The organism is Legionella sp. W10-070, assembly GCF_900640175.1.
Lineage (GTDB): Bacteria > Pseudomonadota > Gammaproteobacteria > Legionellales > Legionellaceae > Tatlockia.
On the sequence record NZ_CAAAJC010000009.1, the window covers coordinates 89,274 to 114,338 of the forward strand.

Genomic DNA, 25,065 nt, shown 5'->3' on the forward strand with positions numbered 1-25,065 from the left:
GTCTAATCGTGTATAATTTAATAATATATTAAATTTTTTGTGAGTACAGTCATGGCTACAACTCCTAAATCAGATGCTCGCACACCTTTAACTATGGAAAAATTAAAAGAAGGTTATGCGGATGAAAATCTTAAAGCCGATAACGATTTAAGAAGCCAGAATCCACAAAAAAATGAATCAGCGGAATCCTTGCAATTAACGACCAAAAATCAAAAGGAAGTCACATTAACCTCTTCCCAGCTTGAACAATGGTTTGCAAAACTAGAAGCAAAAGACGCTCAATTTAAGAAAAATCCCCAGCACAAACCCGGCGAACCTGAAGTGAACCCTTCTTATCTTGCCACCCAATATCTTAGCCGTTACGGCCTTAAATCAGCCCGGGATGTTATCACTTTCCTGAAATCACCAGAAGGAAAGGTTGTTATCGCCATGATTGGTCAACAAATTGCAGAAATAGCAACGCTTCGAAGAGAATTGGAACAAGAACGTCAGGATGAACTGACAAGAAGGCATCGCATGCTGGCTGCATTGCTTCTGGGACTGCTCTATAAAAAAGCCGCAGAAGCCAGAGAAAAAAATGAGGCAAACCAGGAGCAAATTGATAAAAAACTTAATCAGCAGCCTCACTCAACCTCCAATGCCGATTACGCAGGAACTCGAGCAGATTATGCGAGAGCCTATGCGGATTATCAACGCTCTATTGAAGGTCTTCAACAAGTATTGGAAGTGAAACTGAAAGAATCAGAGTCCCTTGAACTGGAAGCAGATAAAATTGAAATGCAAGGTGAAACTATTAATAGCCGCTATGATGCTTTTGATAACCACCTTGATGAATTGGATGACTATACTGCACTATTTGATAATCAGGTAGCTAATCCACAGGAACGAATTGATGCGTTGCAAGAGAAACTTGCCCAGATTAATTCAGCGCTCGATAAATATACTAATGAAATGAAGGCTGCCATTGATCCGCAAAAGTCAGACACGCTTAGCCAGGAAAAAGAACTCCTCCTGAAAAAAGCCGTAAAGATCCAAGAAAGAATCTCCACCTTACAGGATAGCCAAAGCTTATTACGACAGGGTTCGCAGGACGATCAAGTCGAATTCCTTAATAATAAAATCAATGCACTTAATAAAATACTCGACCATCAAGCTACCGAACTTGGAAAATGTGTGGAGATGAATAAAGATACTGTTAGATTGCTAAATGAGCATAACGGTACTCATCTGCAGATGCAAGGGCTTAAAGACATGCTTGCTGTGCTCACCGGCAAGAAAACTGCCTGTACAGCCAATGGTGAAATTACCAAATCGTTAAAAGACGCTGCTTTTATATTATCTAATGACCAGAAAATTGTAGTTGATAAAAACGGCCGGCACTACTTACTGCGTCGCAACCAAGATTTTGACTCGTTAACTACAGAAGAAAAAAACAGAGCAGAAAAAAATTATGAACGTGCGCGTCCCGACATCAGTAGTTTGAAAAATTTAGTGCTCCATAATAAAGGACTGGAAACAAACGATCATAATGAAAAGAAGTTATCTCTTACCAAACGCAGTGAAAACATGCAAAAGGAGATTCTGCTTGTTACCAATCAACTTACCCAAATACAAGCGGCACAAGCCAATGTAGTCACCTTAATGAATCAGCAAACAGCGGCTCCTGCCCCAAATCAAGCAACCGCGCCACGAATGAGTCCGGTGCTCGCTCCAACGCCAAATCATTCTGTCAAGACAAATACTTCAACAACACAAAGCTACCGCCATGTCCTTTTACTTATGAAGGCTAATCCTACAGTAGGAGCATTAAAACGCGTTGAGGATGGATTAATGCAGACTAACAAAGAAATGCATCAGGCATTGGAGCCTGATTTCAGGGATTTGCAGCGTGCTTTGGAGAAAAAACCCGGAGCTCCTAAATTGGAACAAACCATGAAAAGTTTATTGGCCAACATGGAACGCTTTGGTGTTTCTGCTTATAAAGAAAATGTAACCAAAGTAGCACGCCCGAAAGAAAGCCCAATGCAAAGGGAAGAAAAACAAAGTACTGCGCCAAATCCATTTAAAACAGCGCGAACGCTAAAACCTTACTCTTAGTACTTGATAAGCGGCTGCAACTCTTCTAACATGAACAGATGTTGCAGCCTGCTGGCGAATAAATCATGATGACTGAGAAATTATTTGATAATCAATCAATTATTTTAACTTTGGATGTTGATGCTTTTTTATTCGACAAACTTAGGCAAATTGCTCATGCGGGTTTTGCTGTCGTTGAAATCAATAGCAATGAAACAAACATCTTAACGCGAATTATCAAGGAATTTCCCTCCTTACGCATAGGCGCAGGCAATATTACCAACACACAACAGCTGGAGGATTGTTATCAGGCAGGCGTGCATTTTGCGTCTAGTCCTGGATTTTTACCAGCAATTGCCCAAACAGCAGCGATTTACTCAATGAATTACCTTCCTGGTATCGCTACAATTTCGGAAGCAATGCAGGTGATGGCTCTAGGTTATCATCAGGCAAGACCTTATCCTGCCAATCTGGCCTTCTGTGCTTCGCTAAACAAGTGCCTGCCTATGCTGCGCTTATACCCGGCTGAAATTGACTGGGATGAAGCAGAACATTACCTGAGTTTGCCATCTGTTGCAGCAGTAAGCATTATTAACCCGGAAACATTGTCAGCTGATGCATTCGCCTAAACATCGGCACTAAGCCGTAGGTAATAGATCAATCCCCTCCGGGGGTTATTTGCAGGAAGGTAATAATAACTCACTTCCCGCGCATAAAGTGGGAACGTAGGCTCTGGTTCCAATTGTCAACAGACCCTAGTACAACGTTTCACTGATTCTGTCTGTCATTCCCGCGCAGGCGGGAATCCATAGCCCAATTTAGCTCCTCAACTTCACCTGAGAGATAGATTCCCGCCTGCGCGGGAATGACAAATTGGACAGATTCAGTGAAACGTTGTACTAGAATTCCCGACACAGTCCAAATCGAATGATTTACTCATGTTACGCACATGCGATTAAGAGTACGGTTGGTGTTAATTAATGGTAGCCCGGATGGAGCGCCAGTGGTTTGACAATAATCAAGAAGAATTACTATTTTTCTTTTTATCAAGCGGGTTTTTAAATAGATCAACCAGGAGTAAAAAAGCCCCAATACAAATCGCACTATCGGCCAAATTAAAAACAGGCCAATGGTAATTTTTATAATAGACATCGATAAAATCAATGACATGTCCCAGAACAGCTCTATCATATAGATTACCTATTGCCCCTCCTAATATAAGGCTCAGTGAAAATGACTGCAGAGTGGCTTTTGCTGGCAATCGAATTAGCCAAATAATTAACACTAAACTCATCACCACACTAAAGCCAGCAAAAAACCATCGGTGCCAGCCTCCTGTGCCACTCAAAAAACTAAATGCAGCGCCTGTATTATATGCCAGAGTAAAATTAACCATCGGAATCAAGGCTTCTGGCTGATAAGGAATAAAATGCGTTTCAGCCCAATACTTAGACCACTGATCAAGCAGAACTATAACAACACTTATTAAGAACCAAGGCCATTTTTTCATGCAAAATGTCTCACTTCATCATTACCACTAATGTTATCTACACATCGCTGACACAGCTCCGGATGAGCTGCGATAGTTCCTACTTCTTCTCGCCTATGCCAACAACGGCTACATTTTTCATAGGGGCTTGCAGTTACAGCAACCCCTACGCCTAATTCTTCATTATAGACAATGATATTTTTACCTTCAGAAGCCCGTTTTAGCTCTACTACCGCTGCAGAGGTTATTAAAATAAACCGGAGTTCATTTCTCAGCCTATTCAACAAAGAGTAAGGCTTTTCATCAGCATAAAGTATTATTTCTGCCGCCAATGCAGAACCAACTATTCCTTCTTTACGTTGAGTTTCAATGGCCTTGTTAACCTCGTCACGGATAGTCTGCAACTGCTGCCAGGACGCCATATCGACATCGCTAATAATCGGCCATTTGTCATACCACTGCTCTACAAATATAGTATCACTGGTTTTCCCAGGAATCGCTTGCCAGATTTCCTCCGCCGTAAATGATAAAATTGGTGCCAACCATCGCGTTAAAGCGTGGATAATATGAAACATCGCTGTCTGGCAAGAACGTCTGGCAATGCTATTTTGGGGAGCAGTATATTGGCGATCTTTAATCACATCCAAATAAAAACCACCCATATCAACCGCACAGAAATTATGCACTTTCTGATAGATGAGATGGAAATTATAATTTCTATAAGCCTCTATAATTTCCTGCTGTAACTGCTGACAACGCTTTATGGCCCATCGGTCAAGCTCAACTAATTGATCCACTTCAAGGGAATGAGTTTCTGGTATAAAATCAAATAAATTGGCTAACAGGAACCTCGCTGTATTGCGAATGCGACGATAAGCATCGGCATTACGCTTGATGATTTCTTCTGAAATACTCACTTCATGACGATAATCAGTTGACGAAACCCATAAACGCAAGATATCAGCACCATGCTGGTTTACAAGTTTATCCAAGGCAACATAATTCCCTCGGGATTTGGATAATTTCCTGCCGTCAGCATCAACTGTGTAGCCATGAGTCAGTACTGTTTTATAGGGTACATCCCCGTAGATAGCTACTGCCGTTGTCAATGAAGAGTTAAACCAGCCACGATGCTGGTCAGAACCTTCAAGGTAAATATCAGCTGGTAAGCCCAGCTCCTCGTTTTGTTTAAGAACACAATAATGAGAAACACCTGAGTCAAACCAAACATCCAGGGTGTCATTAATTTTCTCATAATGCTCTGCATCTTCCCCCAGAAACTCCGCAGTATCCAGTTCAAACCAGGCATCAATACCCTTTTCTTCTATTTTGACAGCAATTTTTTCAATTAACGCTACAGTATCCGGATGAAGTTCACGCGTTGTCTTATTTACAAATAAAGGCATGGGCGTACCCCATGCCCTCTGCCTTGAAATACACCAGTCAGGTCTTGTTTCAACCATATTGGTAATTCTTGCCTTACCCCACTCAGGAATCCAGCTGACCTGAGCAATGACATTAGCTATTGCCTGGCGCAAATTGTTCTTATCCATTGCTATAAACCATTGGGGCGTAGCAAGAAAAACCACTGGTGTTTTATGGCGCCAGCAATGAGGGTAACTATGGCGAAGAGGTTCATTATGAAGTAAATTTCCCTGCTCACTTAATACTTCAAGGATTTTGTCATTGGCTTTTAAGATCGAAAGACCAGCAAATAAGGGAACTTGCGCATTATAGCAACCATTAGCCATTACAGGATTAATTAAGGGTAGATGATAAGCGACCCCTACCTGATAATCTTCCGGCCCATGAGCAGGTGCGGTATGAACACAACCGGTACCAGAATCAGTTGTCACATGCTCGCCAAGAACCAGAGGAACTTCCCGCTCATCAAATGGGTGTTGTAAGGAAATTCTCTCAAAAACCTTTCCTTTTGCTTTACCGGCAATCTGATACCCTTCAATCCCATAGCGAGCCATCACTGACTCGACAAGCTCGGCAGCCACTAGAAAATACTGCGTTCCAGCATCCACCAACCGATATTCAAATTCCGGGTGTAAAGCAACCGCTTCATTGGCAGGTAACGACCAGGGTGTTGTTGTCCAGATAGGCACTATAACTGGCTTAACCACCAATGCCCCGCCAATTATTGCTAACATCTCGGCAGGATGCACTGCCCGAAAAGCAACATCTATGGATGGGGATGTTTTGTCCTCATAATCTACTTCAGCTTCAGCCAATGCAGAACCACAATCAATACACCAGTGTACAGGTTTAAATCCTTGCTGCAAATGACCGTTTTCAATCACCTTGCCCAAAGCCCGGACAATATTAGCTTCATAAGTATAATCCATAGTCATGTAGGGATGCTTCCAATCAGCAAACACTCCGAGGCGCTTAAACTCCTCTCTTTGGATGTCAATTTGACTGGCCGCGTATTCGCGGCATTTAGCACGAAATTCAGCGGCGCCAATTTTCAATCCGGCCTTGCCAACCTTTTTTTCCACATTGAGCTCAATAGGCAGACCATGACAATCCCAGCCAGGAACGAAAGGAACATCCATACCACTTAAGCATTTGGATTTATTGATAATATCTTTCAAAATTTTATTTAACGCATGGCCACAATGCAAATGTCCATTCGCGTAAGGAGGACCATCATGAAGCACAAACCGTTCGCAGCCTTTCCGTGCCCGCCTGATGGTTTCATAGATACCTTTAGACTCCCAGCCAGCCAGCATCTGCGGCTCACGTTGAGCAAGATTAGCCTTCATTGGGAAGTCTGTATGTGGTAAATTTAAGGTATCTTTGTATTCTGCCATCTTGTATTTACTCTTAGTGGTTAGTTTTGATAATTTTATATTCTTTCCAGGACACATCCTGACTTCAGGCTTTTATCCGGTCCTGAACGATAAGACTAAAATTATCCATAAAATTATTACTCTGAAAATAGAATTTAGCCGCGGTAACATCCTCATTGATTTGCTTTTTCAAAGCCTCTATAGATGAAAATTTAATCTCATCACGTAGTTTGTGCAAAAAAAACACCTGCAGCAATTTACCATATAAATCTTCATCCACATTCAACAGATGGACTTCAAGGACATTCTTTGTGCCATCGACAGTGGGTCTGCTGCCAATGTTGGCAACCCCCTTTAACCATTCATTCTCTTTTTTCACCTGTACGCAAAATACACCCTGCAAAGGTAATGTTAATCGGTGCAGGCTCAGGTTAGCCGTTGGTATCCCCCACTGCCTGCCACGACCATCTCCTTTAATCACTCGACCACAAAGGCTAAATGATCTCCCTAATAACAGGGAAGCCCGGGTAAGATTAGCCTCAGCCAAAGCCTGTCTTATTTTTGTCGAACTGACTCGTTCATTATCAAGAGAAAAATCTGGAAAAGCCTCTACAACACAACCGAACTCTTGTCCCGTTCTTTTTAAAAACTGAGTATCCCCCAAGCGCTGCCGTCCAAAGCGAAAATCACTGCCCACTAGCAGGTATTTGACTTGCAGTAAGGAAAAAAAATAATCTTCAGCAAATTTATCAGCTGGCATTAATGCCAATTCTTTATTAAATTTCAGGCAATAAACGTAATCCACCTGGCATTGCTTGAGAACATCCAGCTTTTCACGAAGACTTGATAATCTTGCAGGCGCTTGTTGCCTATAAAAATATTCTCCGGGCTGTGGCTCGAATAACAAAACCACCAAAGGCAGTCGCATTTGATCAGCCTTTAGCTTCAATTGTGTCAATAAAGCCTGATGTCCTCGATGTACCCCATCGAAATTGCCGATTGTAGCAACCGAACCCTCTGAAAAACAGGGTACCTTATTTATTCCGCGCAAAAGCTTCATGCCTGTTTAATTATAGTAAAAAGGAGAATTATACTGTGTTTATTTAAGATTGCGAATTTATCCAAAGCTAAATTAAGGATTAAATAATGCTGATGCGGCCAAGGAACCCATTAGATCAGTGTTTAATCGTTCGGGGCAGAAGCTACTGCGCTGTATTGAAGTTCTTACGGGTTCCTAAAGGCTCGAGACAGTACTATGCGCCTCCTCAGTGCCATAGGAAATAAATTTAAAAAAAATTCAGGGACGTTGCCTAATTAAAAAAATAATATCCTCGACTTTAGCTATTTTCGTAGTATACGAATCACCGTGGCATCGACCACGGTGTCTATAGTCAATGTATTTATCAACCTCTGCTATTTTACGAGACGTTGATAACTCATGTTACGCACGTGCGTAACATGAGTTATCAATACAAATAGCCCCCTTAATCTATCATACAACCCCAAATTTCAAATTATACATTTTACAAACAAATAGTATAAATCGAAATATAGGAATGCTGCAGGCAGATTAGAAAAATCCTTTTGGGATGGCCAGAGGGTCTTACTCTAACCTATCTGGTTGTGAATTGTTTGCTTTGTATTTCTCACAAAACGCATTAAAGTATAGTTCGCTCGTGCTACCGCTTCATTAATAGCCTGTTGAGGTGTTTTAATGCCAGCAAATATAGACTCCAACGCTTCATCATTAATTGCTCGTATCAGGTTTTGCGGCCCAGAGCATTTTGCCACTGAATCCTGCTCATTCGCTAAATCCAATTTTGCAATACCAAGAATCGGATGTTTAGTATCTGTTAGTGAAGCGTAGATTCCATCCAATCCTAAAGGCAAATAACCTGTATGTTCATGCCAGCGTTGTTGAATATCAGGTTGAGCAATATAGGCAAAAAAAAGAGCCATTCCACGGTAAATTTGAGGTGAGCGTCCAGACACTGCCCAAAAAGCAGCGCCTCCTGCAACGTTATTATGCCGTTGGGTAGTTATCGAAGTATCCAACGGCAAAGGAGCCACGCCTAGACGAAATTTGACTAATTCAGATAAACTGTTATAACTTCCTGAAGACTGGCTAAACAAGGGACATCGACCACTGGTAAACAGCACTGTTGCATCATTGGTACGCCCGCCATATTCAAAATAATTTTTCTCTTGCCAATTTTTTAATCGATTAAGATGCCTAATAATAGCAGGATTATTGTAAACCGCCAGGGAGTGACTGGCATCAATCATTGGCAACCCATGAATTGCTGAGAAAGACTCCAGATGTATCCAGGCTGGATAAGCGGTAGTATAAACACACTCCGATCCCGCCCTTTTTAACCTCTCAGCGAGGATTTCCATTTCTTGCCATGTCTGTGGAAACTTATCTGGAGTATAACCAAGTTTGGCCAGGACATCCGCATTGTAATAAATCACCGGCACAGAAATATTAAAAGGCATCGCTAGTAAATGCTGATCATCACTATAATAAGATCGTACTGCTGAAAGGAAACTGGCTTTAGGCAAATTGATGCCTTGCTCTCGCATAATATCGTCTACGGGTTTGATAATGCCCTCAGGATGAAGCACGGTTGCAGTACCCACTTCAAAAATCTGTACCATATCAGGCGGCTGTTTTGCTCGAAAAGCTGCAGCAAAGCTGGTAATGGCTTCAGTATATTCTCCCTTATAAACAGGTTTTATCAAATAATCAGGATAACGGCGGTTAAAATCACTGGTCAGCTGATTGATTTCATCCCCCAAATACCCGGCAAGTGAATGCCACATGATAATCTCTACCGATCTGGCCTGCAGACAACCTAAGTAAATGAAGAATAACAGCGCGTATGTAAATAGTCGGCTCATAATAAATCAGGGTAATCACTAAAGACTGCATCCACCCCCCAGTCGAGAAGCTTTTTTGCCTGCCGTCTTCGATTGACAGTATAGGCTAAAAGGACATAGCCTTGTTGTTTAATGTCCCGTACTCGGGCAGCAGTAAGCGCCCGCTTATTATAGTGCACGGAGTAGCACTGTAGTTCCCTGGCTTTTTGCAACCAATCCTCATCCCATTTATCAAGCAGTAATCCAAGCGGCATTTCGGGTGCTAGACTATGGCATAACGTTAAAGCAGCAAGATCAAAACTGGAGAGCAGAGGCAATGGCTTATTTTCTGGCCAATACTGATTAATATGGGAGAGAACCGCTACTGTCGTTTGTTCTGTCGTGCCAGGGTAAGGTTTGATTTCAATATTTGCCTGGACATCAGAAGCAGTTAACCACTCCAGTACTTCACGCAGATGAGGTATTTTTTCACCGCGATAACGGCGGGAAAACCATCGTCCTGCATCTAAAGATTGTAAATACTCTGCGGTAGCCAATCCGGTTTTCCCTTGGCCATTGGTAGTTCTTGACAGCGTGTCATCATGAAAAACAAAAGGCTCTCCGTCTACGCTGACCATGACATCAAATTCAATATAACGACACCCTTGCGCTAAGGCCTGATTGAAAGCCGCCATCGTATTTTCGGGAGCATAGGCAGAGGCTCCTCGATGCCCAATAATTTTTTCAATTGTTTGCAACTGCTTTACCCTCTTCCCGGTTAGAAGCCAACTCCACCACCGCACTCATAACCAACTCATTGCTGACGGTCAATGCAGGAGCTGCAGCAGCCATCACCATCGTATTGATTTCACGTGCCTGATAAGCTTTGGGTTGTGGTAACGGAGCCCTGTCTCCTTCAAAAAAGACCAAATTATTAAGAGTGTAATGCTGACCTGGATACACTTTGTTCAGCCTACTTATTTCATCATTAACCTGCTGATATAAACGCTCTCTTAACTGCTGCTTGACCTGTTGCACTTCGTCAAGATCGGGTTTGAATTCAATACTGTTAATTGTATAAGTTTCGCCTGGCTTGCTAACGTTTTTGGCATCCAGGTAAATGTTAGTCAGGTTATTTTGCAACACCCTGGCTTCTGCAGTCACAAAAAGCTTTTCAAGCCCGGAACTATCCTGAGAACGCTCAAATTGTGTCAAATGCCATTCACCAGGTGCAATTTTGGCAAGCCTATTCATTATTTGTGCGCGCGCCTTAACCAGATCGGCATGGTTTAAAGTAGCATTAACATTTACCGTCAATAATGCAGTTTGAGTACTCACCCATTGTTTCGCTGAAACTTGAAACGCAACTTTATCAAGCAACACTTTTTGTTCTTGTGCGTTTACTAAGGAACCAAACATTGCCAGTACCGCTATTCCAGCCAGTTTCTTCATTGTTTTCTCCAATATTTTTAATCAGTTTACACGATGCGGGGAATGCTTCCAATTTGTTTATCTTGATTCAAGTTAAAAGATAATGGCATTTTGATGTATCTTGGGTATAAACTACTGTAATCGGTAGCGAAGGATGACCCTATCTACGCATTTACAAACAAAATATACTTTTTCCTGAGTGAAGAGTGAGCATATTTGACAAGCAGCAATCAAAGACCATGATTTAGCGACTACGAAGTTGATTATTAGCATTGATTTAGTTGCTGAATGAGTCTATAACATGGGCACAAGAAATTCACGGAGTTTTGTCGATGATGTCTGTTGATATAATGAAAAAAAATGAGTCAAGCACAATTTCTCAAGATGACTTCCTAGATTACGCAATTTCCCACGGTTTTGGCGATATTCATTTTAAAGTCGATAGCGAAACGGGGATGAAAGCTATTATCGCCATCCATAGTACCAAGCTTGGCCCTGCTTTAGGTGGTTGTCGATTTATAGAATATCCCAGTACGATGAGCGCCATTCAGGATGCTATGCGTTTGGCAAGAGGGATGAGTTATAAGGCAGCCTCAGTCAACCTTCCGCTTGGCGGCGGCAAGGCTGTAATTATCAAACCTGCCAAGCCCTTCAACCGGGAAGCTTATCTTCATGCCTTCGGCCGTTTTGTTAATGAAATGGGAGGCCGTTATATTACTGCCCTGGATAGTGGTACCCAATTAAGTGATATGGATATTATTGCGCAACACACACCCCATGTAGCCAGCTTATCAAGTCACAACGGCGATCCCTCTCCTTATACAGCAAAAGGTGTACTCAGAGGAATCGAGGCTGCCGTTGAATTTCAATTAGGAAAAAACAATCTAAGCGGCTTACATATCGCAATTCAAGGCTTAGGTCACGTTGGTTATTTATTAGCAGGACACTTGCATGAACTGGGAGTCAGATTAACAGTTGCTGATGTGAATAACATAGCTGTTGAGCGCGCAGTAAACGAGTTTGGCGCAACACCGATTTCTACCGATGTCATTCATAAAGTTCCTTGTGATGTCTTTGTGCCTTGTGCCCTTGGTGCTGTAATTAATGATATCAGTATTCATCAATTGCAGACCTCTATAATAGCAGGTGCGGCAAATAACCAGCTAGCCCATACCTACCATGGAAAAATGCTACATGAGAAAGGTATACTTTATGCAGCAGATTATGTGATTAACGCAGGCGGCTTGATTTTTGCAGCCAGTAAATATTTTAATACACCGGAAGCGCTGGTTATCCAGCAGATAGATGGTATCCGCACATCGATGTTAGAAATCTTTACTCGCTCGCAAAAAGAAAATCTCCCAGCCAGTGAAATTGCAGATACTTTAGCCCAGGAAAAATTGGCCAACTAACCAACCCAATCTTAATATTTGGGTTTATATTGACTTAAGGTGGTAGGGATGAAGCATTTAAATCTTACGTCCGAGTTATATGATTATATGCTGGATATTTCTTTGCGAGAAAATCCTGTTTTGCAGGCCTTGCGCGAAGAAACATCCTCCATGCCCCTTGCCAAGATGCAAATCGCCCCCGAGCAAGCTCAATTTATGCAGTTTTTGATCCGTATGATTGGCGCAAAAAAAGTCCTGGAGCTCGGCACATTCACAGGCTATAGTGCATTGGCAATGGCCATGGCGCTGCCGGAAGACGGCCAACTGATTACCTGTGATATTAATGCCGAGTGGACCTCCAAAGCGCACCCTTTCTGGCGCGAAGCCAAACAAGAAAAAAAAATTCAATTAAGACTGGCGCCTGCGTTAACTTCTTTGCAAGATTTACTGGCAGAGGGTTATGAGCATAGTTTTGATTTTATTTTTATTGATGCTGATAAAACCAATTATCTAAATTATTACGAACTGGCATTGCAGCTGATAAATCCAAAAGGTGTGATAGCTATTGACAATATCTTCTGGGAAGGCAAAGTAATCGATGAACAAGAGATTGGAGGACAGATACGCGAAATTCGTCGACTTAATGAATTTATCAAGAAGGACCATCGTGTGGATGTCAGTTTATTGGCAATTGCTGATGGCCTCTTCTTAGTAAGGCCACGCTCCTGACATTCTCCAATCAATGGAGTGAAGGCACCAGGCTTCGCTGGATTTGGTTAAGGACTCTGTTAACTTTTAACAGTTACTTTCATGGTGCTTAACAAGATTATTGGCTTGCCAAAAAAACCCTCCAGGTTTGTTAAGCAGGCTTGGGATGACCAGGACTAACAAGGAGTTAAAATGAATGAATGCACCGCAAACAATCCCTGCGGATTGGATGGCTTCGCATTTTTGGAGTTTTCAGCCCCAGATAAATCGCTCTTGCACAAGCAATTCATCGACATGGGATTTAACATTATCGCTAGCCATCACAATCAGGATATAACCCTTTATCAACAGGGAGCGATTCAATTTATTGTCAATGCAGCAGACAGTTGCCAGGCTCAGCAACATGCTGCTACACATGGTGCCGGAGCATGTGCCATGGGCTTTAGAGTAAAAGATGCCAAGCAAGCCTATGAACATGCTATCAAACAGGGTGCTGTGGCTTTTGAAGACTGTTCGCATGCTAACCATAGCTTGCTCGCCATCCAGGCAATTGGGGGTAGCGTGATCTATTTTGTTGATGAAAATCATCAACCTTTTGCAGGCGATTGGCAACATAAACCAGCCCACAGTGAAAAAGGCTGTGGTTTAACCTTTATCGATCATCTGACGCATAATGTTTATCGCGGGAACATGGATAAGTGGGCCAAATTTTATGAATCTATTTTTAACTTCCATGAAATCCGGTTTTTCAATATTAAAGGACAAATGACAGGATTAATCAGCAGAGCGCTATCAAGCCCTTGCGGAAAAATCAAAATTCCTTTAAACGAATCAAAAGATGATGTTTCTCAGATTGAAGAGTTCTTACATGAGTATCACGGTGAGGGAATTCAGCACATAGCACTTAATACGGAAGATATTTACCACACCGTTCATACACTTAGGAAACATGGCGTTGCGTTTCTTGATGTACCTGATACCTATTATGAAATGGTGGACAAGCGCATTCCCTGGCATAAAGAACCACTCGCAAAATTACAGCAGGAACGTATTCTTATTGATGGAGAGCAGGAACCAAGCTCTGGCCTGCTATTACAAATCTTTACTGAGAATGTATTTGGTCCTGTATTTTTTGAAATTATACAGCGTCGTGGCAATCAGGGCTTCGGTGAAGGTAATTTTCAAGCCTTATTTGAAGCCATAGAACGCGATCAAATCAAACGTGGGACTCTACAGGAAACGCATTAAAAGGACATGATATGAAACTGGCGAGCCTAAAATCATTAACCTGTCGTGATGGCGAGTTGTGTGTGGTCAATCAAGGATTGACCGCTGCTACCAAAGTAAACAGAATTGCTGAAAATCTGCAGGAGGCACTGGATAACTGGCAGAAAATAGAACCGCAATTACAGGAAGTTTATTTCGCATTAAATGAGGGGCAAGTAAAAGATACCTTTCCTTTTAAAGCTGAGCAGATGACTTCCCCTCTGCCTCGCGCCTATCAATGGGCAGATGGCAGTGCTTATGTAAATCATGTGGAGTTAGTACGAAAAGCTCGCGGCGCCGAAATGCCTGCTAATTTTTGGACAGACCCGCTGATTTATCAAGGAGGCTCAGACAGCTTTATTGGCCCAAGAGACCCCATTTTAGTAGCTGATGAAGCTTACGGCATTGATTTTGAAGCAGAGATAGCAATCATCACCGATGATATTCCTATGAAAATCGATAAAGAGCAGGCCGGACATCATATTAAACTGCTTATGCTGGTGAACGATGTTTCCCTGCGTAATTTAATTCCGGCAGAAATTGCCAAAGGCTTTGGTTTCTTCCAGTCAAAACCGGCCAGTAGTTTCTCACCTGTTGCCATCACACCAGATGAACTGGGACAACACTGGGATGGCCTTCGTGTTCATTTACCTTTGCGCAGTCACCTTAATGGCCATCTCTTCGGTCAGCCGAATGCCGGGATAGATATGACTTTCTCATTCCCTGAGTTGATTGCTCATGCTGCAAAAACAAGATTCCTGGCTGCCGGAACGATTATCGGTTCAGGAACAGTCTCCAATCTGGATCGGAGCAAAGGTTCTTCATGTATTGCTGAAAAACGCATGCTTGAGATTCTTGCCGAAGGAAAGCCCAAAACCCCTTATATGAGTTATGGTGATACAATCCGGATTGAAATGCTCGATCCACAGGGGAAATCCTTATTTGGCGCCATAGAACAAACCGTCATCCGATATAAGGAATAAAGTGAAACTTTACGACTATTATCGCTCAACTGCCAGCTACCGGGTTCGTATCGCGCTTAATCTTAAGAGGATTAGCTATGAAAAGCTTTCCGTGCACTTGCTCAAAAATGGCGGAGAGCAACACAGCCCGGAATACTTGCAACTTAATCCCCAGGGGTTGGTACCAACGCTTGAGGAAAATGGTCATGTGATTAGTCAATCATTGGCCATTATTGAGTACCTTGATGAAATAAACCCTTCCCCTCCTCTGTTACCACCGACTATTTCAGGCCGCGCGGAGGTGAGAAGTATGGCATTAATGGTTGCCTGTGACATCCATCCACTGAATAATTTACGGGTGTTAAGTTATTTAAGAGAGCAGTTTCAAGCAACAGAAGAACAAATCATGGCCTGGTATCACCATTGGCTGAAATCAGGATTTGATGCCTTGGAAAAAAAACTGCAATCCTTGCCAGGAAGAACCAGTTTCTGCTATGGGACTGAGGTTACTTTGGCTGACATTTGTCTCATACCCCAGATCTATAATGCAAATCGCTTTAATTTTTCAATGGCACCCTATCCAATTATCAGTGAGATCAACAGTTATTGCTTAAGTATTGCTGGTTTCAAGGATGCCGTACCAAAAGAAGAATAGCCAACTCACACGCTTGCGGTTTGTTCGCAATAACGTGTAAGTCAGCGCCCAGCATCTTCCTGTAAATACCCAGGACTCATTATCCTACATAAAAAGGTAAAATCCTTTCGTCAGTAAAATTATGCCCAGAATCGCCAGAATAGCAACAACAACATAATAGCCTGCGCCACCATAAACTTTTTTGCTGAAAACAGCCATTGTATCGGGGATAGCAAGCCATAAAATAGATTTAATCAAAATCACCCAACCTAAGATAGTAACTACTACCCGCGGCTCCATAGACCATATATTATGTACAACAACCATAATCAGACCTATCACCAGGCCAAAAGAAGCCCCCACAATTATGCTGCCATAATCTGCCGTTAATCCCATTAAAAAGCGCCGATAAAAAGGGACTCTCGCCAACATAATTATGGCCATGATAAGCAGATAAAAACCTAACACCTGGGCAATGACGTAAGAATGGAAATATCCGGTAAACATTGTTAGCTCCTTTTAACCTTAAGCTCATTAATACTAGTATAGTACCTAATATTCCTTACTGATTCATAACATACTCCCAATCAGTTTTTTGACTGTAATGACGCCAGTCATCCACTTTAATTGCTATAAAAATCAAGTGAGGACAACTTCCAGTCTACAGGAAAAAGGCAAGAAAAATCAAAAACAATTGATTTAAAACCATGCCCTTTCCACCAGAGCAGTTGAGACACCGTTAGAAGTGTGTTGTAACATGCTCCACTGAGTTTTGCATCGTTGAACATGGCCCAGCAACAAAACCTGGTTGTCACATTGATAGCGCACAGGCAAGCCATCATAAACTTGACCCTCATCAACAGCCTGGCATTTTTCGCCAGTCGTTAATTCTATGGCCCAGGGATATGTCTCAGCCATATTTAATTCAACATGCTGGCTATTATCTACCGGGAATGACATGTTAATTTTAACGCTACTTCCTACCCAGGGTGATTGAGGGCAAACAGCTTCTTGATGGGAGCCGAACTGCCTGACAAAACAAGGATCGTATATCTTACCCTCAGCCATACACCGCCAGGCATCCTCTCTCTTAATCCGCTGCGACTGTTGCCAACACTCTCCTGAAGCCTCCCGCTGAATAACAATGGGAGCCTGCTGGATAGCTTCACCAAATGGCTGATAAAGTTTTAATATCGTATCTTTCGCAAAAAGACCAAATGTCGGCATTATCATCAAAATTAATAAAATTAGCCGCTTCATTACTGCTCCCCCATTCATTTTATTTAGTGTATCATTCCTTTTTCATTCTTGCCTGTTATCGCACCCGGTTGCAAAACTAATTGTTACAGGCTAAAAAGCAATTATTATTTTCAGTAAACTACTGCCTGGGCTATTAATCACTGCATAGTCAGAGGATATTTACTGCTTCAGTAAACTGTGTTGCGATATCAGGGGATAGTTACGCTTTTTGGAGTTAAATAATGGCAGAAATCTATACAGTAAAGCAATGTTTAGATGGTGAGATCAGTGTAGACGAAATTACTACTGTACGCGGTTGGGTCAAGACAAGGCGGGATTCCAAAGCTGGCTTGTCTTTTATTAGTTTGCATGATGGCTCATGTTTCTCACCAATCCAACTGGTCGTTACTGATCAATTAGAAAATTATGAAACTGACATTTTAAAATTAACCACAGGTTGCTCCATTATTGCCACAGGCAAGTTGGTTATTTCCCAAGGGAAAGGTCAGTCGTTTGAAATCCAGGCGGATGCAATTGAAGTTGTTGGCTGGGTTGACAGTCCCGATAGCTATCCTGTCCAGGCCAAACGGCATACCTTGGAATTTCTAAGAGAGGTAGCTCATTTACGCCCCCGTACAAACACAATCGGAGCCGTCACCCGGGTTCGCCATTGCCTGGCACAAGCAATCCATCGGTTTTTTCATGAGCGTGGCTACTTATGGGTACATACCCCTATCATTACCGCCAGTGATTGTGAGGGTGCAGGAGAAATGTTCAGAGTCAGTACGTTAGACTTACTCAATCTGCCTAAAACAGAGTCAGGTGAAGTTGATTTTTCCAAAGATTTTTTTGGGCGCGAAACCTTCCTGACCGTTTCTGGCCAATTAAACGTCGAAGCTTACTGTTTGGCAATGTCCAAAGTATATACTTTTGGCCCCACTTTTAGAGCAGAAAATTCTAATACCAGCAGACATCTGGCTGAGTTTTGGATGATCGAGCCTGAACTCGCATTCGCTTCCCTCAGCGATATTTGTGAGTTGAGCGAGCAAATGCTTCATTATTTATTTAAAACGGTATTGGAAGAACGCGAAGATGATATGAACTTCTTTAATCAGTTTGTCGCCCCCGGTTGTATCGAGCGTCTGGAGCATATCATCGAATCGAATTTTGAAATCATGCCCTATACCGATGCTATTGCCGCACTAGAAAAAGCAGATCGCAAATTTGAATATCCGGTAAGCTGGGGACTCGATTTGCAGTCTGAACATGAGCGCTACCTTGCCGAGGAGCTTTGTAAAAAACCGGTAATCATTACCGATTATCCTAAAGATATAAAAGGGTTTTACATGCGTTTAAACGATGATGGCCGCACTGTTGCCGCGATGGACGTCCTGGCTCCAGGAATAGGAGAAATCATCGGTGGAAGCCAGCGCGAAGAGCGATTGGAAGTACTGGACAAACGCATTGAAGAATGTAATTTAAACAAGGACTATTATCAATGGTACAGGGATTTACGACGCTACGGCACTGTCCCTCATGCTGGATTTGGCCTGGGCTTTGAACGTTTGATAAGCTATGTGACGGGAGTCAACAATGTTCGCGATGTCATTCCATTCCCAAGAACACCCGGACATGCAGATTACTAAGCAAATCAACCAATCCAGATTTTATGCCTATTCTATGATCACCACAATCAGTGGTGACATAGAGTAGAGCCTGAGTCTTTAAGATTGCGAAAGAATCCCGTCTTGAATGGTAAATACTCTATCCATCCTGTTGGCAAGTTGCCTGTCATGAGTAACAATTACCAGCGCAGTATTCAGGTTTTTGTTTAAATCGAGCATTAAATCAAACACTTTTACAGCAGTAGCATGATCCAAATTACCTGTAGGCTCATCAGCCAGAACACACTGGGGTTGATGCACTAAAGCACGGGCAATTGCTACCCTTTGTCGCTCTCCACCCGATAATTGAGAGGGTTTATGATCCAGTCGATTAGTCAAACCCACCTGTTTAAGAATATCCGCCGCCTTGGTTTGTGCCTCATCTACTGTCTTTGAGTCAAGCAACAATGGCATGGAGACATTTTCTAATGCTGTAAATTCAGGCAGTAAATGATGAAACTGATAAACAAAACCTAAGTGGCGATTACGTAACCGGCAACGTTTCTTTTCAGATAATTTTTGCCAATCTGTTCCATCCATCAATACAGTACCCGCCGTAGGCTTATCCAGGCCACCGAGTAAATGCAATAAGGTGCTTTTACCTGAACCAGAAGGCCCTACAACAGCAATCCGGTCTCCTTGATAAATGGCAAGCTCAATAGCCTTCAATACTTGTATTGAGTTCGTACCATCATGATAGGACTTACTAAGTGCCTGGCAGTTGAAAATAACCTCATTCATAGTGTAGGGCCTCCGCGATAACAGTTTTTGAGGCACGCCAGGCTGGATAGATGGTCGCAAAAAAACTCATTAATAATGCCACAGAACATACCAGCCATATATCACCAAGCATAATTTTGGAAGGTAAATAATCTACAAAATAGATATTAGAAGATAAAATCTGCGTATTAAAGAGCGATTGCAGATAGTTGACTATCGTCGTAGCATTTGAAGCCAAGATTAAGCCTCCGATGAGGCCAAGCAGGGTTCCCACCAAGCCAACCATCATTCCCTGAACAATAAAGACCCAAAGAATCATTGAAGGTGTAGCGCCTATAGTTCTTAAAATAGCAATTTCTGCCTGTTTATCATTAACAACCATCACCAGGGAAGAAACAAGATTAAATGCAGCCACGGCAATGATGAGCAAAAGGATAAGAAACATCATCGTTTTCTCTAACTTGACCGCCTGAAAAAATGCCCCGAATTGCTGTGTCCAGTTACCTACTTCATACTCTTCGCCTAATTTAGCGGCTAGCTGGTCAGACATGGCAGGTGCATTGTAAATATCATCCAGTTTCAGTTTAAGTCCGGTTACATTCTCCCCTAACTGCATTAATTTCTGCGCATCAACGAGGTTAATGAAAGCAAGTTTACTGTCAAAATTAAATCCTGCTCCTGCTGTAAATACGCCAACTACTGTAAAACGTTTAAAGCGAGGAATCATCCCTGCCGGCGTAACCGTTGCCTGAGGAATCATGATTGTCACCTTGTCCCCTATCAGGACACCCAGGCTATCAGCTAGCCCCCGGCCAAGAATAATCCCAAAGTCTTTCAGATCTGTTAAATTACCGGCCAGAAGCTTATCCTTCAGTTGTGTTACCGTTTGCTCCTGAATTGGTTCAATACCAGTTAAAACAATAGGCAAAACCTGCCCATCATGAGTAAGCAATCCTTGGCCTCCTACATAAGGAGCCATTGCTTTGACACCTGGCGTGTTTTTAAGTTCACTTTCAAGCTGAACCCAGTTGCTGATTTTTCCATCCCTTCCACTAACAGTTATCTCAGGTGCCATGCCAAAAAATCGTTTGTGAATTTCTTCATCAAAACCATTCATTACTGACAATACTGTAATCAATACCATAACACCAAGACCAATTCCCATCATGGAACTTAATGAGATAAAAGAAACAAAATGATTTCGTTTTTTGGCTCTGGTGTAACGTAAGCCTATAAATAATGCCAGCGGTTTAAACATAAGTGGTTTAATTTTGTAAAACATCTATTGTAGTGAAATTTCACCTGCCAAGATACCCCCTATTGAATCTGGATGGTCTTAGCTGAATAATCTCCATAAAAGATAATAACTGGATTGCAAAAATGATTATCCTTCGTTGATATTTTCTAAGAGAATAGACTATTATTTTTTGGGAGAGATTATGAATAAGCAGGTAAAGGTAAAGCTAAAACCATCTGGCAGTCTTTATCCCATCCTGATCTCTGACAGTACGTTAGAAGCATTAAAATGGTTGGCCATGCTCTCAATGACCGTGGACCACGCCAATCGGTTCTTCTGGCATACAAGCAGCTATGCCGCTTATTGCTTCGGCAGATTAGCAATGCCTTTATTCGCTTTTATCTTTGCATATAATCTCGCCAGGCCAGGGGTTTTTGAACGCGGATTCTATTTTAAGACTTTCAGGCGCCTTACTTTTTTTGGCATACTGGCCACCCCTGCTTACATGGCCATGAAAGGACTGCATCATTTATGGCCATTAAACATTATGTTTATGCTTTTAATTGCCGCATTTTTATTTTTTTTATATGAAAAGAAAGGGATAGTAAACATTCTTATCGCCCTTTTTCTATTCTTACTCGGCAGTGCTTTTGTGGAATATAGTTGGCCAGGTGTGTTATTTTGCATTAGCTGTTGGTTCTATTGCCGAAACCCCTCCATTTTTGCTTTAATAGCTACCTTCTATTCTTATTACCTCATAGGTCATTTAAACGAAAATAACTGGGCTCTAGTGACTTTGCCTCTTATCATTTTCGCTGCAAAAATTGAATTAAGGCTCCCCAGAATTCCTTATTTTTTTTATATTTACTATCCAGGCCATTTAACTTTATTTTGGTTACTCAGCCGCATTATTTATGCATTGCCAGAATAGCGGCTTCTCTCATCAGTTATAATTTAATTAAGAAATAGGGAATCATTCCTCAGGCTGAGAAGGCAACGGAATCAATAGGGGGATTCGGATGAGAAGATTAGCGTTCAAGAAATCAAAAGCAGGATCAATTGGTGTTGAACTTGAGTTTCAAATTGTTGATCCTGACTCACGTCACCTGGTTTCTCGAGCAAAAGATTTAATTCGCAACATCAAAGAAAGTATTTATCAAAGCAAAATAAAGCCAGAAATCACCCAGAGCATGATTGAGATAAATTCCTCTATCCATTATTCACCGGATTATTTACTCACCGGACTTAACCATTTAAAAACTTTTTTGCAGGAACAGGCAACGCAATTAAACCTTGCCATTTGTGGAGGGGGGACACATCCGTTCATAAAGTGGAGCAATCAAAAGATCTTCCCTACCCCAAGGTATAAATCTATTTCCAGCAAATTCCGCTATTTATCCAAACGGGCAACGGTTTTCGGACTACATATTCATGTTGGGTGCAAAAATGCCGAGGAAGCATTGTATCTTACACATGCCTTTGCCAGGTATGTTCCTCATTTTATTGCTATATCTGCTTCCTCTCCATTCTATCAGGGAGTCGATACTGGTTATGCTTCCTGTAGAAATATTATTTTCAACACATTCCCTCAAAGTGGTCATATTCCTTTTTTGTTAGACTGGCCCGAATTTTCTGATTATTACTATAAGTTTAAAAAATTGGGCATTATCGTTAATATGAAGGATTTTTACTGGGACGTCAGGCCAAAGCCTGAATTTGGCACTGTGGAGATCAGGGTTTGTGATACTCCCCTTACAATTCACAAAGCGGTAAATCTTGCTGCTTATATCCAGGCACTGACCCTCTTTCTACTCGAAAAAAGACCCGTGGAAATCAACAAGGACTTGTATTATCTTTACACCCATAATCGTTTTCAAGCCTGCCGCTACGGTTTAGAGGGCTATGTAATCGATCCCTGCACCCTCAAAAAAACGTCAATTAGCAAAGACATATTAAGTACCATTAAAAAAATTGAACCTTATGGCCTTAAATTAAGAAATACTCTATATATCGACCAATTAGCTAACGATGTAAATAACAAGGTAAATGACGCCGTTTTATTAAGGAAGCTTTTCAAAGAAAAAGGCACTTTCCAGCAAATGATTACCGAACAATGCAGAATCTGGGCTGAAGTTTAAACCCGCATTTATCTTAACAAAATCCTTCCTGTTTTATATTTTTCCCCATTACGCTCAATTATGTCTATATTAAGAATAAGAATAATTAAGTGAAGTCAATGATAGATGTTTAAAAGTACGAAATTTATTAAAGCTATATGCAAGCGTGCTAACTTCTTAAAATGGACTTTATGGAGTGATTATGCCAGTACATGAAAGACGCCAACATTTCCGCATAGAAGATCAAGTCTATTTTGATTACCAATTAATCGGAACTGACGAGTTTCGCTCCGACAAAGCCATTACCGAAGATTTATTGGGCCATAATGGTAAAAAATACCTTGAAACTACGCAATACTTCCAAAGCCTGGATTATGAATTATCTGAGCTTACACAAACTATAGGCTTACATGAACCAGCTCTGGCTCATTATTTAAATTTATTGAATGCAAAAATTGACCACCTTTCCAGGCATCTTTTTATTGATGAAAAAATTAATCTGCGCAAGGTCAATATTAGCCTTGGAGGGATGTCTTTTAAGACGAAGGAACGGATTAAAGAAAAAACGCCAATGAAAATAGTTATCTATACTAAACCTAAAATGCTTCCCATTGTTGTGGATGCAATAGTTGTCTACAGTCAATTCCATAATGAAAACCAATACCGCACCGCCGTGCAATTTGTTGAGTTAAATCCTGAACAGGAGCAACTTCTTTCCCAACATATCATGGTAGCTCAGGCACGATGCAGAGCGGATTAAGCATTTAATGGCATTGCTGAGAGAGATAGATTCCAGCATAATCAGCACTTTGCAATTCAATTCAGGTACGTTATGACAAGACAAGTATTTTGTTTAAAATTAAACCAGGAAACAGAAGGTTTAGACTCCCCTCCCTTTCCAGGCCCCTTGGGAGAAAAAATTTTCAACCAGATATCAAAACAAGCATGGAAAATGTGGCTGGATCATCAGACCATGCTTATCAATGAATATCGTCTTAGTCTAATTGATCCTAAAGCACGTGAATTCCTCAATGAGGAAATGAAAAACTATTTTTTTGGCAATGGGTCAGAAAAACCAACCGGCTTTACTCCCAAAGACAGGGTATGAACAATGGTTAACGAATTACTGCATATTAGTGAAGAAGTTAAGGAGGCGATGAGTAAAAATCAACCTGTTGTCGTCCTGGAGTCTACTATTATTTCTCACGGTATGCCTTATCCTGAAAACCTTGTCACGGCAAAATTAGTGGAAAAGCTGGTTAAAGACAAAGGAGTCACCCCGGCAACAATTGCTCTTCATCAGGGGAAAATTCATGTCGGTCTCGATGAAGCTATCATGCAACACTTGGCAAAAGATGGTAGCGTCATTAAGGCCTCGCGACGTGATATTGCTTTTGTTCTAAGCCGCAAAATGTCAGCAAGCACCACCGTTGCAGCAACCATGTATTGCTCTCATCTGGCAGGATTACCCTTATTTGTTACAGGTGGAATTGGCGGTGTACATCATCATGTAGGGGAAAGTTTTGATATTTCTGCTGATTTAATTGAACTGGCCTCCACTCCAGTAACTGTGGTCTGTTCTGGTGCCAAATCTATTCTGGATTTACCCAAAACCCTGGAAATGTTGGAAACTCATGGAGTTCCTGTGGTTGGTTATGGTACAGACGAATTTCCGGCATTCTATAGCCGTTCAAGCGGCATCTCTCTGCTGCACCGCTTGGATACCGTCTCTGAAATAGCCAACTTAATGGCTTACCAGAAAAAATTAAAATTGAACAATGGTATTGTCATCGCAAATCCCATCCCCCAGGAAGCTGAAATCCCCGATGAAAAAATTCTTCCCAGCATCAAGCAAGCTCAAGCTGAAGCCAATCAGGTCCAAGGCAAGGCCATCACCCCTTTTCTACTGCAGCGGATTGCAGAGTTAACCATGGGGCAAAGTCTAAAAGCCAATATTGAATTAATTAAAAACAATGCGCTCCTGGGTGCTGAGATAGCGAAGATCTATTATCAACAATAATACTCTGTAGACATACTGAACAAACACCATCATTACTTGAAGTTTGCCAATGCTCAGATCACCCATATAATCGAACAAAATTAATCCGAAAAGACTCAATAAAACTCAAACACTTGCCGCAAAAAAATTTTTTTCGAAAAAACAATAAACTCTACTTGACTCAAAAACGATCTCAGAGTTTAATAGCAACCTCTTCGGCCAGATAGCTCAGTCGGTAGAGCAGAGGACTGAAAATCCTCGTGTCGGCAGTTCGATTCTGCCTCTGGCCACCATTAATCAACTTTCGGCTCTTCCCCAAATCCGGGGGCACTAATCAAGAACACAAAACTTTAACCCTTAACCTATAGTTTTCGGCTCTTCCCCAAATCCGGGGGCACTAATCAAGAACACAAAACTTTAACCCTTAACCTATAGTTTTCAAAATTTCTAAATCCGTAGGCACGACGCTGAA

The 25,065-nt window shown here is 41.7% G+C and carries 23 protein-coding genes and 1 tRNA gene; 14 read left to right on the forward strand and 10 right to left on the reverse strand.

What is annotated here, in order from left to right:
* The first annotated feature begins 51 nt into the window (after nt 1-51).
* Nucleotides 52-2,097: a hypothetical protein gene (locus E1O65_RS05465; RefSeq protein WP_133132587.1), complete on the forward strand. Its 2,046-nt coding sequence runs from the start codon at nt 52-54 to the stop codon at nt 2,095-2,097.
* Between the two features lie 65 nt (nt 2,098-2,162).
* The gene (locus tag E1O65_RS05470) at nt 2,163-2,705 is read left to right on the forward strand and encodes a multidrug DMT transporter permease (RefSeq protein WP_133132588.1); all 543 of its coding nucleotides are present in this window, start codon (nt 2,163-2,165) and stop codon (nt 2,703-2,705) included.
* Between the two features lie 389 nt (nt 2,706-3,094).
* On the opposite strand, the gene lspA is transcribed toward E1O65_RS05470, so the two are convergent.
* The 6 genes from lspA to E1O65_RS05500 all read right to left on the reverse strand — a co-directional run bounded on the left by lspA (nt 3,095) and on the right by E1O65_RS05500 (nt 10,677).
* Complete coding sequence (lspA, locus tag E1O65_RS05475; RefSeq protein WP_133132589.1) at nt 3,095-3,586, reverse strand: signal peptidase II; 492 nt, start codon at nt 3,584-3,586, stop codon at nt 3,095-3,097.
* A complete protein-coding gene (gene ileS, locus E1O65_RS05480) occupies nt 3,583-6,387 on the reverse strand; it encodes an isoleucine--tRNA ligase (protein WP_133132590.1) in 2,805 nt (934 codons plus the stop codon). The genes lspA and ileS overlap by 4 nt, the downstream gene beginning before the upstream one ends.
* Before the next feature lie 64 nt (nt 6,388-6,451).
* Entirely contained in the window at nt 6,452-7,426 is a 975-nt protein-coding gene (ribF, locus tag E1O65_RS05485; protein ID WP_133132591.1) for a bifunctional riboflavin kinase/FAD synthetase, read from the reverse strand.
* A gap of 548 nt (nt 7,427-7,974) precedes the next feature.
* Nucleotides 7,975-9,267, reverse strand: coding sequence for an extracellular solute-binding protein (locus E1O65_RS05490; RefSeq protein WP_133132592.1), 1,293 nt, complete (start codon nt 9,265-9,267; stop codon nt 7,975-7,977).
* Nucleotides 9,264-9,983, reverse strand: a complete 720-nt coding sequence (gene ugpQ / locus E1O65_RS05495) for a glycerophosphodiester phosphodiesterase (protein ID WP_133132593.1) — start codon at nt 9,981-9,983, stop codon at nt 9,264-9,266. The genes E1O65_RS05490 and ugpQ overlap by 4 nt, the downstream gene beginning before the upstream one ends.
* Nucleotides 9,970-10,677 carry a hypothetical protein gene (locus tag E1O65_RS05500; protein WP_133132594.1) on the reverse strand — a complete coding sequence of 236 codons (708 nt, stop codon included), beginning with the start codon at nt 10,675-10,677 and terminating at the stop codon, nt 9,970-9,972. Before E1O65_RS05500 ends, ugpQ begins: the two co-directional genes overlap by 14 nt.
* A 311-nt stretch (nt 10,678-10,988) precedes the next feature.
* Here E1O65_RS05500 and E1O65_RS05505 point away from each other — a divergent pair, with 311 nt between their 5' ends.
* The 5 genes from E1O65_RS05505 (at nt 10,989) to maiA (ending at nt 15,638) form a co-directional block, all read left to right on the forward strand.
* Nucleotides 10,989-12,068, forward strand: coding sequence for an amino acid dehydrogenase (locus E1O65_RS05505; protein WP_133132595.1), 1,080 nt, complete (start codon nt 10,989-10,991; stop codon nt 12,066-12,068).
* A gap of 48 nt (nt 12,069-12,116) precedes the next feature.
* Entirely contained in the window at nt 12,117-12,776 is a 660-nt protein-coding gene (locus tag E1O65_RS05510; protein WP_133132596.1) for a class I SAM-dependent methyltransferase, read from the forward strand.
* Nucleotides 12,777-12,947: 171 nt separating this feature from the next.
* Entirely contained in the window at nt 12,948-14,003 is a 1,056-nt protein-coding gene (hppD, locus tag E1O65_RS05515; protein ID WP_133132597.1) for a 4-hydroxyphenylpyruvate dioxygenase, read from the forward strand.
* Nucleotides 14,004-14,014: 11 nt separating this feature from the next.
* The gene (locus tag E1O65_RS05520; protein WP_133132598.1) at nt 14,015-15,004 is read left to right on the forward strand and encodes a fumarylacetoacetate hydrolase family protein; all 990 of its coding nucleotides are present in this window, start codon (nt 14,015-14,017) and stop codon (nt 15,002-15,004) included.
* Between the two features lies 1 nt (nt 15,005).
* The gene (maiA, locus tag E1O65_RS05525) at nt 15,006-15,638 is read left to right on the forward strand and encodes a maleylacetoacetate isomerase (protein WP_133132599.1); all 633 of its coding nucleotides are present in this window, start codon (nt 15,006-15,008) and stop codon (nt 15,636-15,638) included.
* An 84-nt stretch (nt 15,639-15,722) separates the two neighbouring features.
* Here the strand turns inward: maiA and E1O65_RS05530 are convergent, their stop codons facing one another.
* On the reverse strand, nt 15,723-16,124 hold the full coding sequence (locus E1O65_RS05530) for a hypothetical protein (protein ID WP_133132600.1): 402 nt from the start codon (nt 16,122-16,124) through the stop codon (nt 15,723-15,725).
* Between the two features lie 192 nt (nt 16,125-16,316).
* Nucleotides 16,317-16,877: a hypothetical protein gene (locus E1O65_RS05535; protein WP_133132601.1), complete on the reverse strand. Its 561-nt coding sequence runs from the start codon at nt 16,875-16,877 to the stop codon at nt 16,317-16,319.
* A 221-nt stretch (nt 16,878-17,098) separates the two neighbouring features.
* Between E1O65_RS05535 and asnS the strand changes: the two genes are divergently transcribed.
* Entirely contained in the window at nt 17,099-18,502 is a 1,404-nt protein-coding gene (gene asnS, locus E1O65_RS05540; protein ID WP_133132602.1) for an asparagine--tRNA ligase, read from the forward strand.
* Nucleotides 18,503-18,580: 78 nt separating this feature from the next.
* On the opposite strand, the gene lolD is transcribed toward asnS, so the two are convergent.
* Both lolD and E1O65_RS05550 read right to left on the reverse strand, forming a co-directional pair.
* On the reverse strand, nt 18,581-19,261 hold the full coding sequence (gene lolD / locus E1O65_RS05545) for a lipoprotein-releasing ABC transporter ATP-binding protein LolD (protein WP_133132603.1): 681 nt from the start codon (nt 19,259-19,261) through the stop codon (nt 18,581-18,583).
* Nucleotides 19,254-20,498, reverse strand: a complete 1,245-nt coding sequence (locus tag E1O65_RS05550) for a lipoprotein-releasing ABC transporter permease subunit (protein WP_133132604.1) — start codon at nt 20,496-20,498, stop codon at nt 19,254-19,256. The genes lolD and E1O65_RS05550 overlap by 8 nt, the downstream gene beginning before the upstream one ends.
* 181 nt (nt 20,499-20,679) lie before the next feature.
* Between E1O65_RS05550 and E1O65_RS05555 the strand changes: the two genes are divergently transcribed.
* The 6 genes from E1O65_RS05555 (at nt 20,680) to E1O65_RS05580 (ending at nt 24,886) form a co-directional block, all read left to right on the forward strand.
* Nucleotides 20,680-21,408, forward strand: a complete 729-nt coding sequence (locus E1O65_RS05555) for a TraX family protein (protein ID WP_133132605.1) — start codon at nt 20,680-20,682, stop codon at nt 21,406-21,408.
* 88 nt (nt 21,409-21,496) lie between these two features.
* On the forward strand, nt 21,497-22,615 hold the full coding sequence (locus E1O65_RS05560) for a YbdK family carboxylate-amine ligase (RefSeq protein ID WP_133132606.1): 1,119 nt from the start codon (nt 21,497-21,499) through the stop codon (nt 22,613-22,615).
* A gap of 181 nt (nt 22,616-22,796) precedes the next feature.
* Nucleotides 22,797-23,354 carry a PilZ domain-containing protein gene (locus E1O65_RS05565; RefSeq protein ID WP_133132607.1) on the forward strand — a complete coding sequence of 186 codons (558 nt, stop codon included), beginning with the start codon at nt 22,797-22,799 and terminating at the stop codon, nt 23,352-23,354.
* 72 nt (nt 23,355-23,426) lie between these two features.
* Entirely contained in the window at nt 23,427-23,702 is a 276-nt protein-coding gene (locus E1O65_RS05570) for an oxidative damage protection protein (RefSeq protein ID WP_133132608.1), read from the forward strand.
* A gap of 3 nt (nt 23,703-23,705) precedes the next feature.
* The gene (locus tag E1O65_RS05575) at nt 23,706-24,614 is read left to right on the forward strand and encodes a pseudouridine-5'-phosphate glycosidase (RefSeq protein ID WP_133132609.1); all 909 of its coding nucleotides are present in this window, start codon (nt 23,706-23,708) and stop codon (nt 24,612-24,614) included.
* A gap of 196 nt (nt 24,615-24,810) precedes the next feature.
* Nucleotides 24,811-24,886, forward strand: a tRNA-Phe gene (locus E1O65_RS05580).
* Nucleotides 24,887-25,065 lie beyond the last annotated feature (179 nt).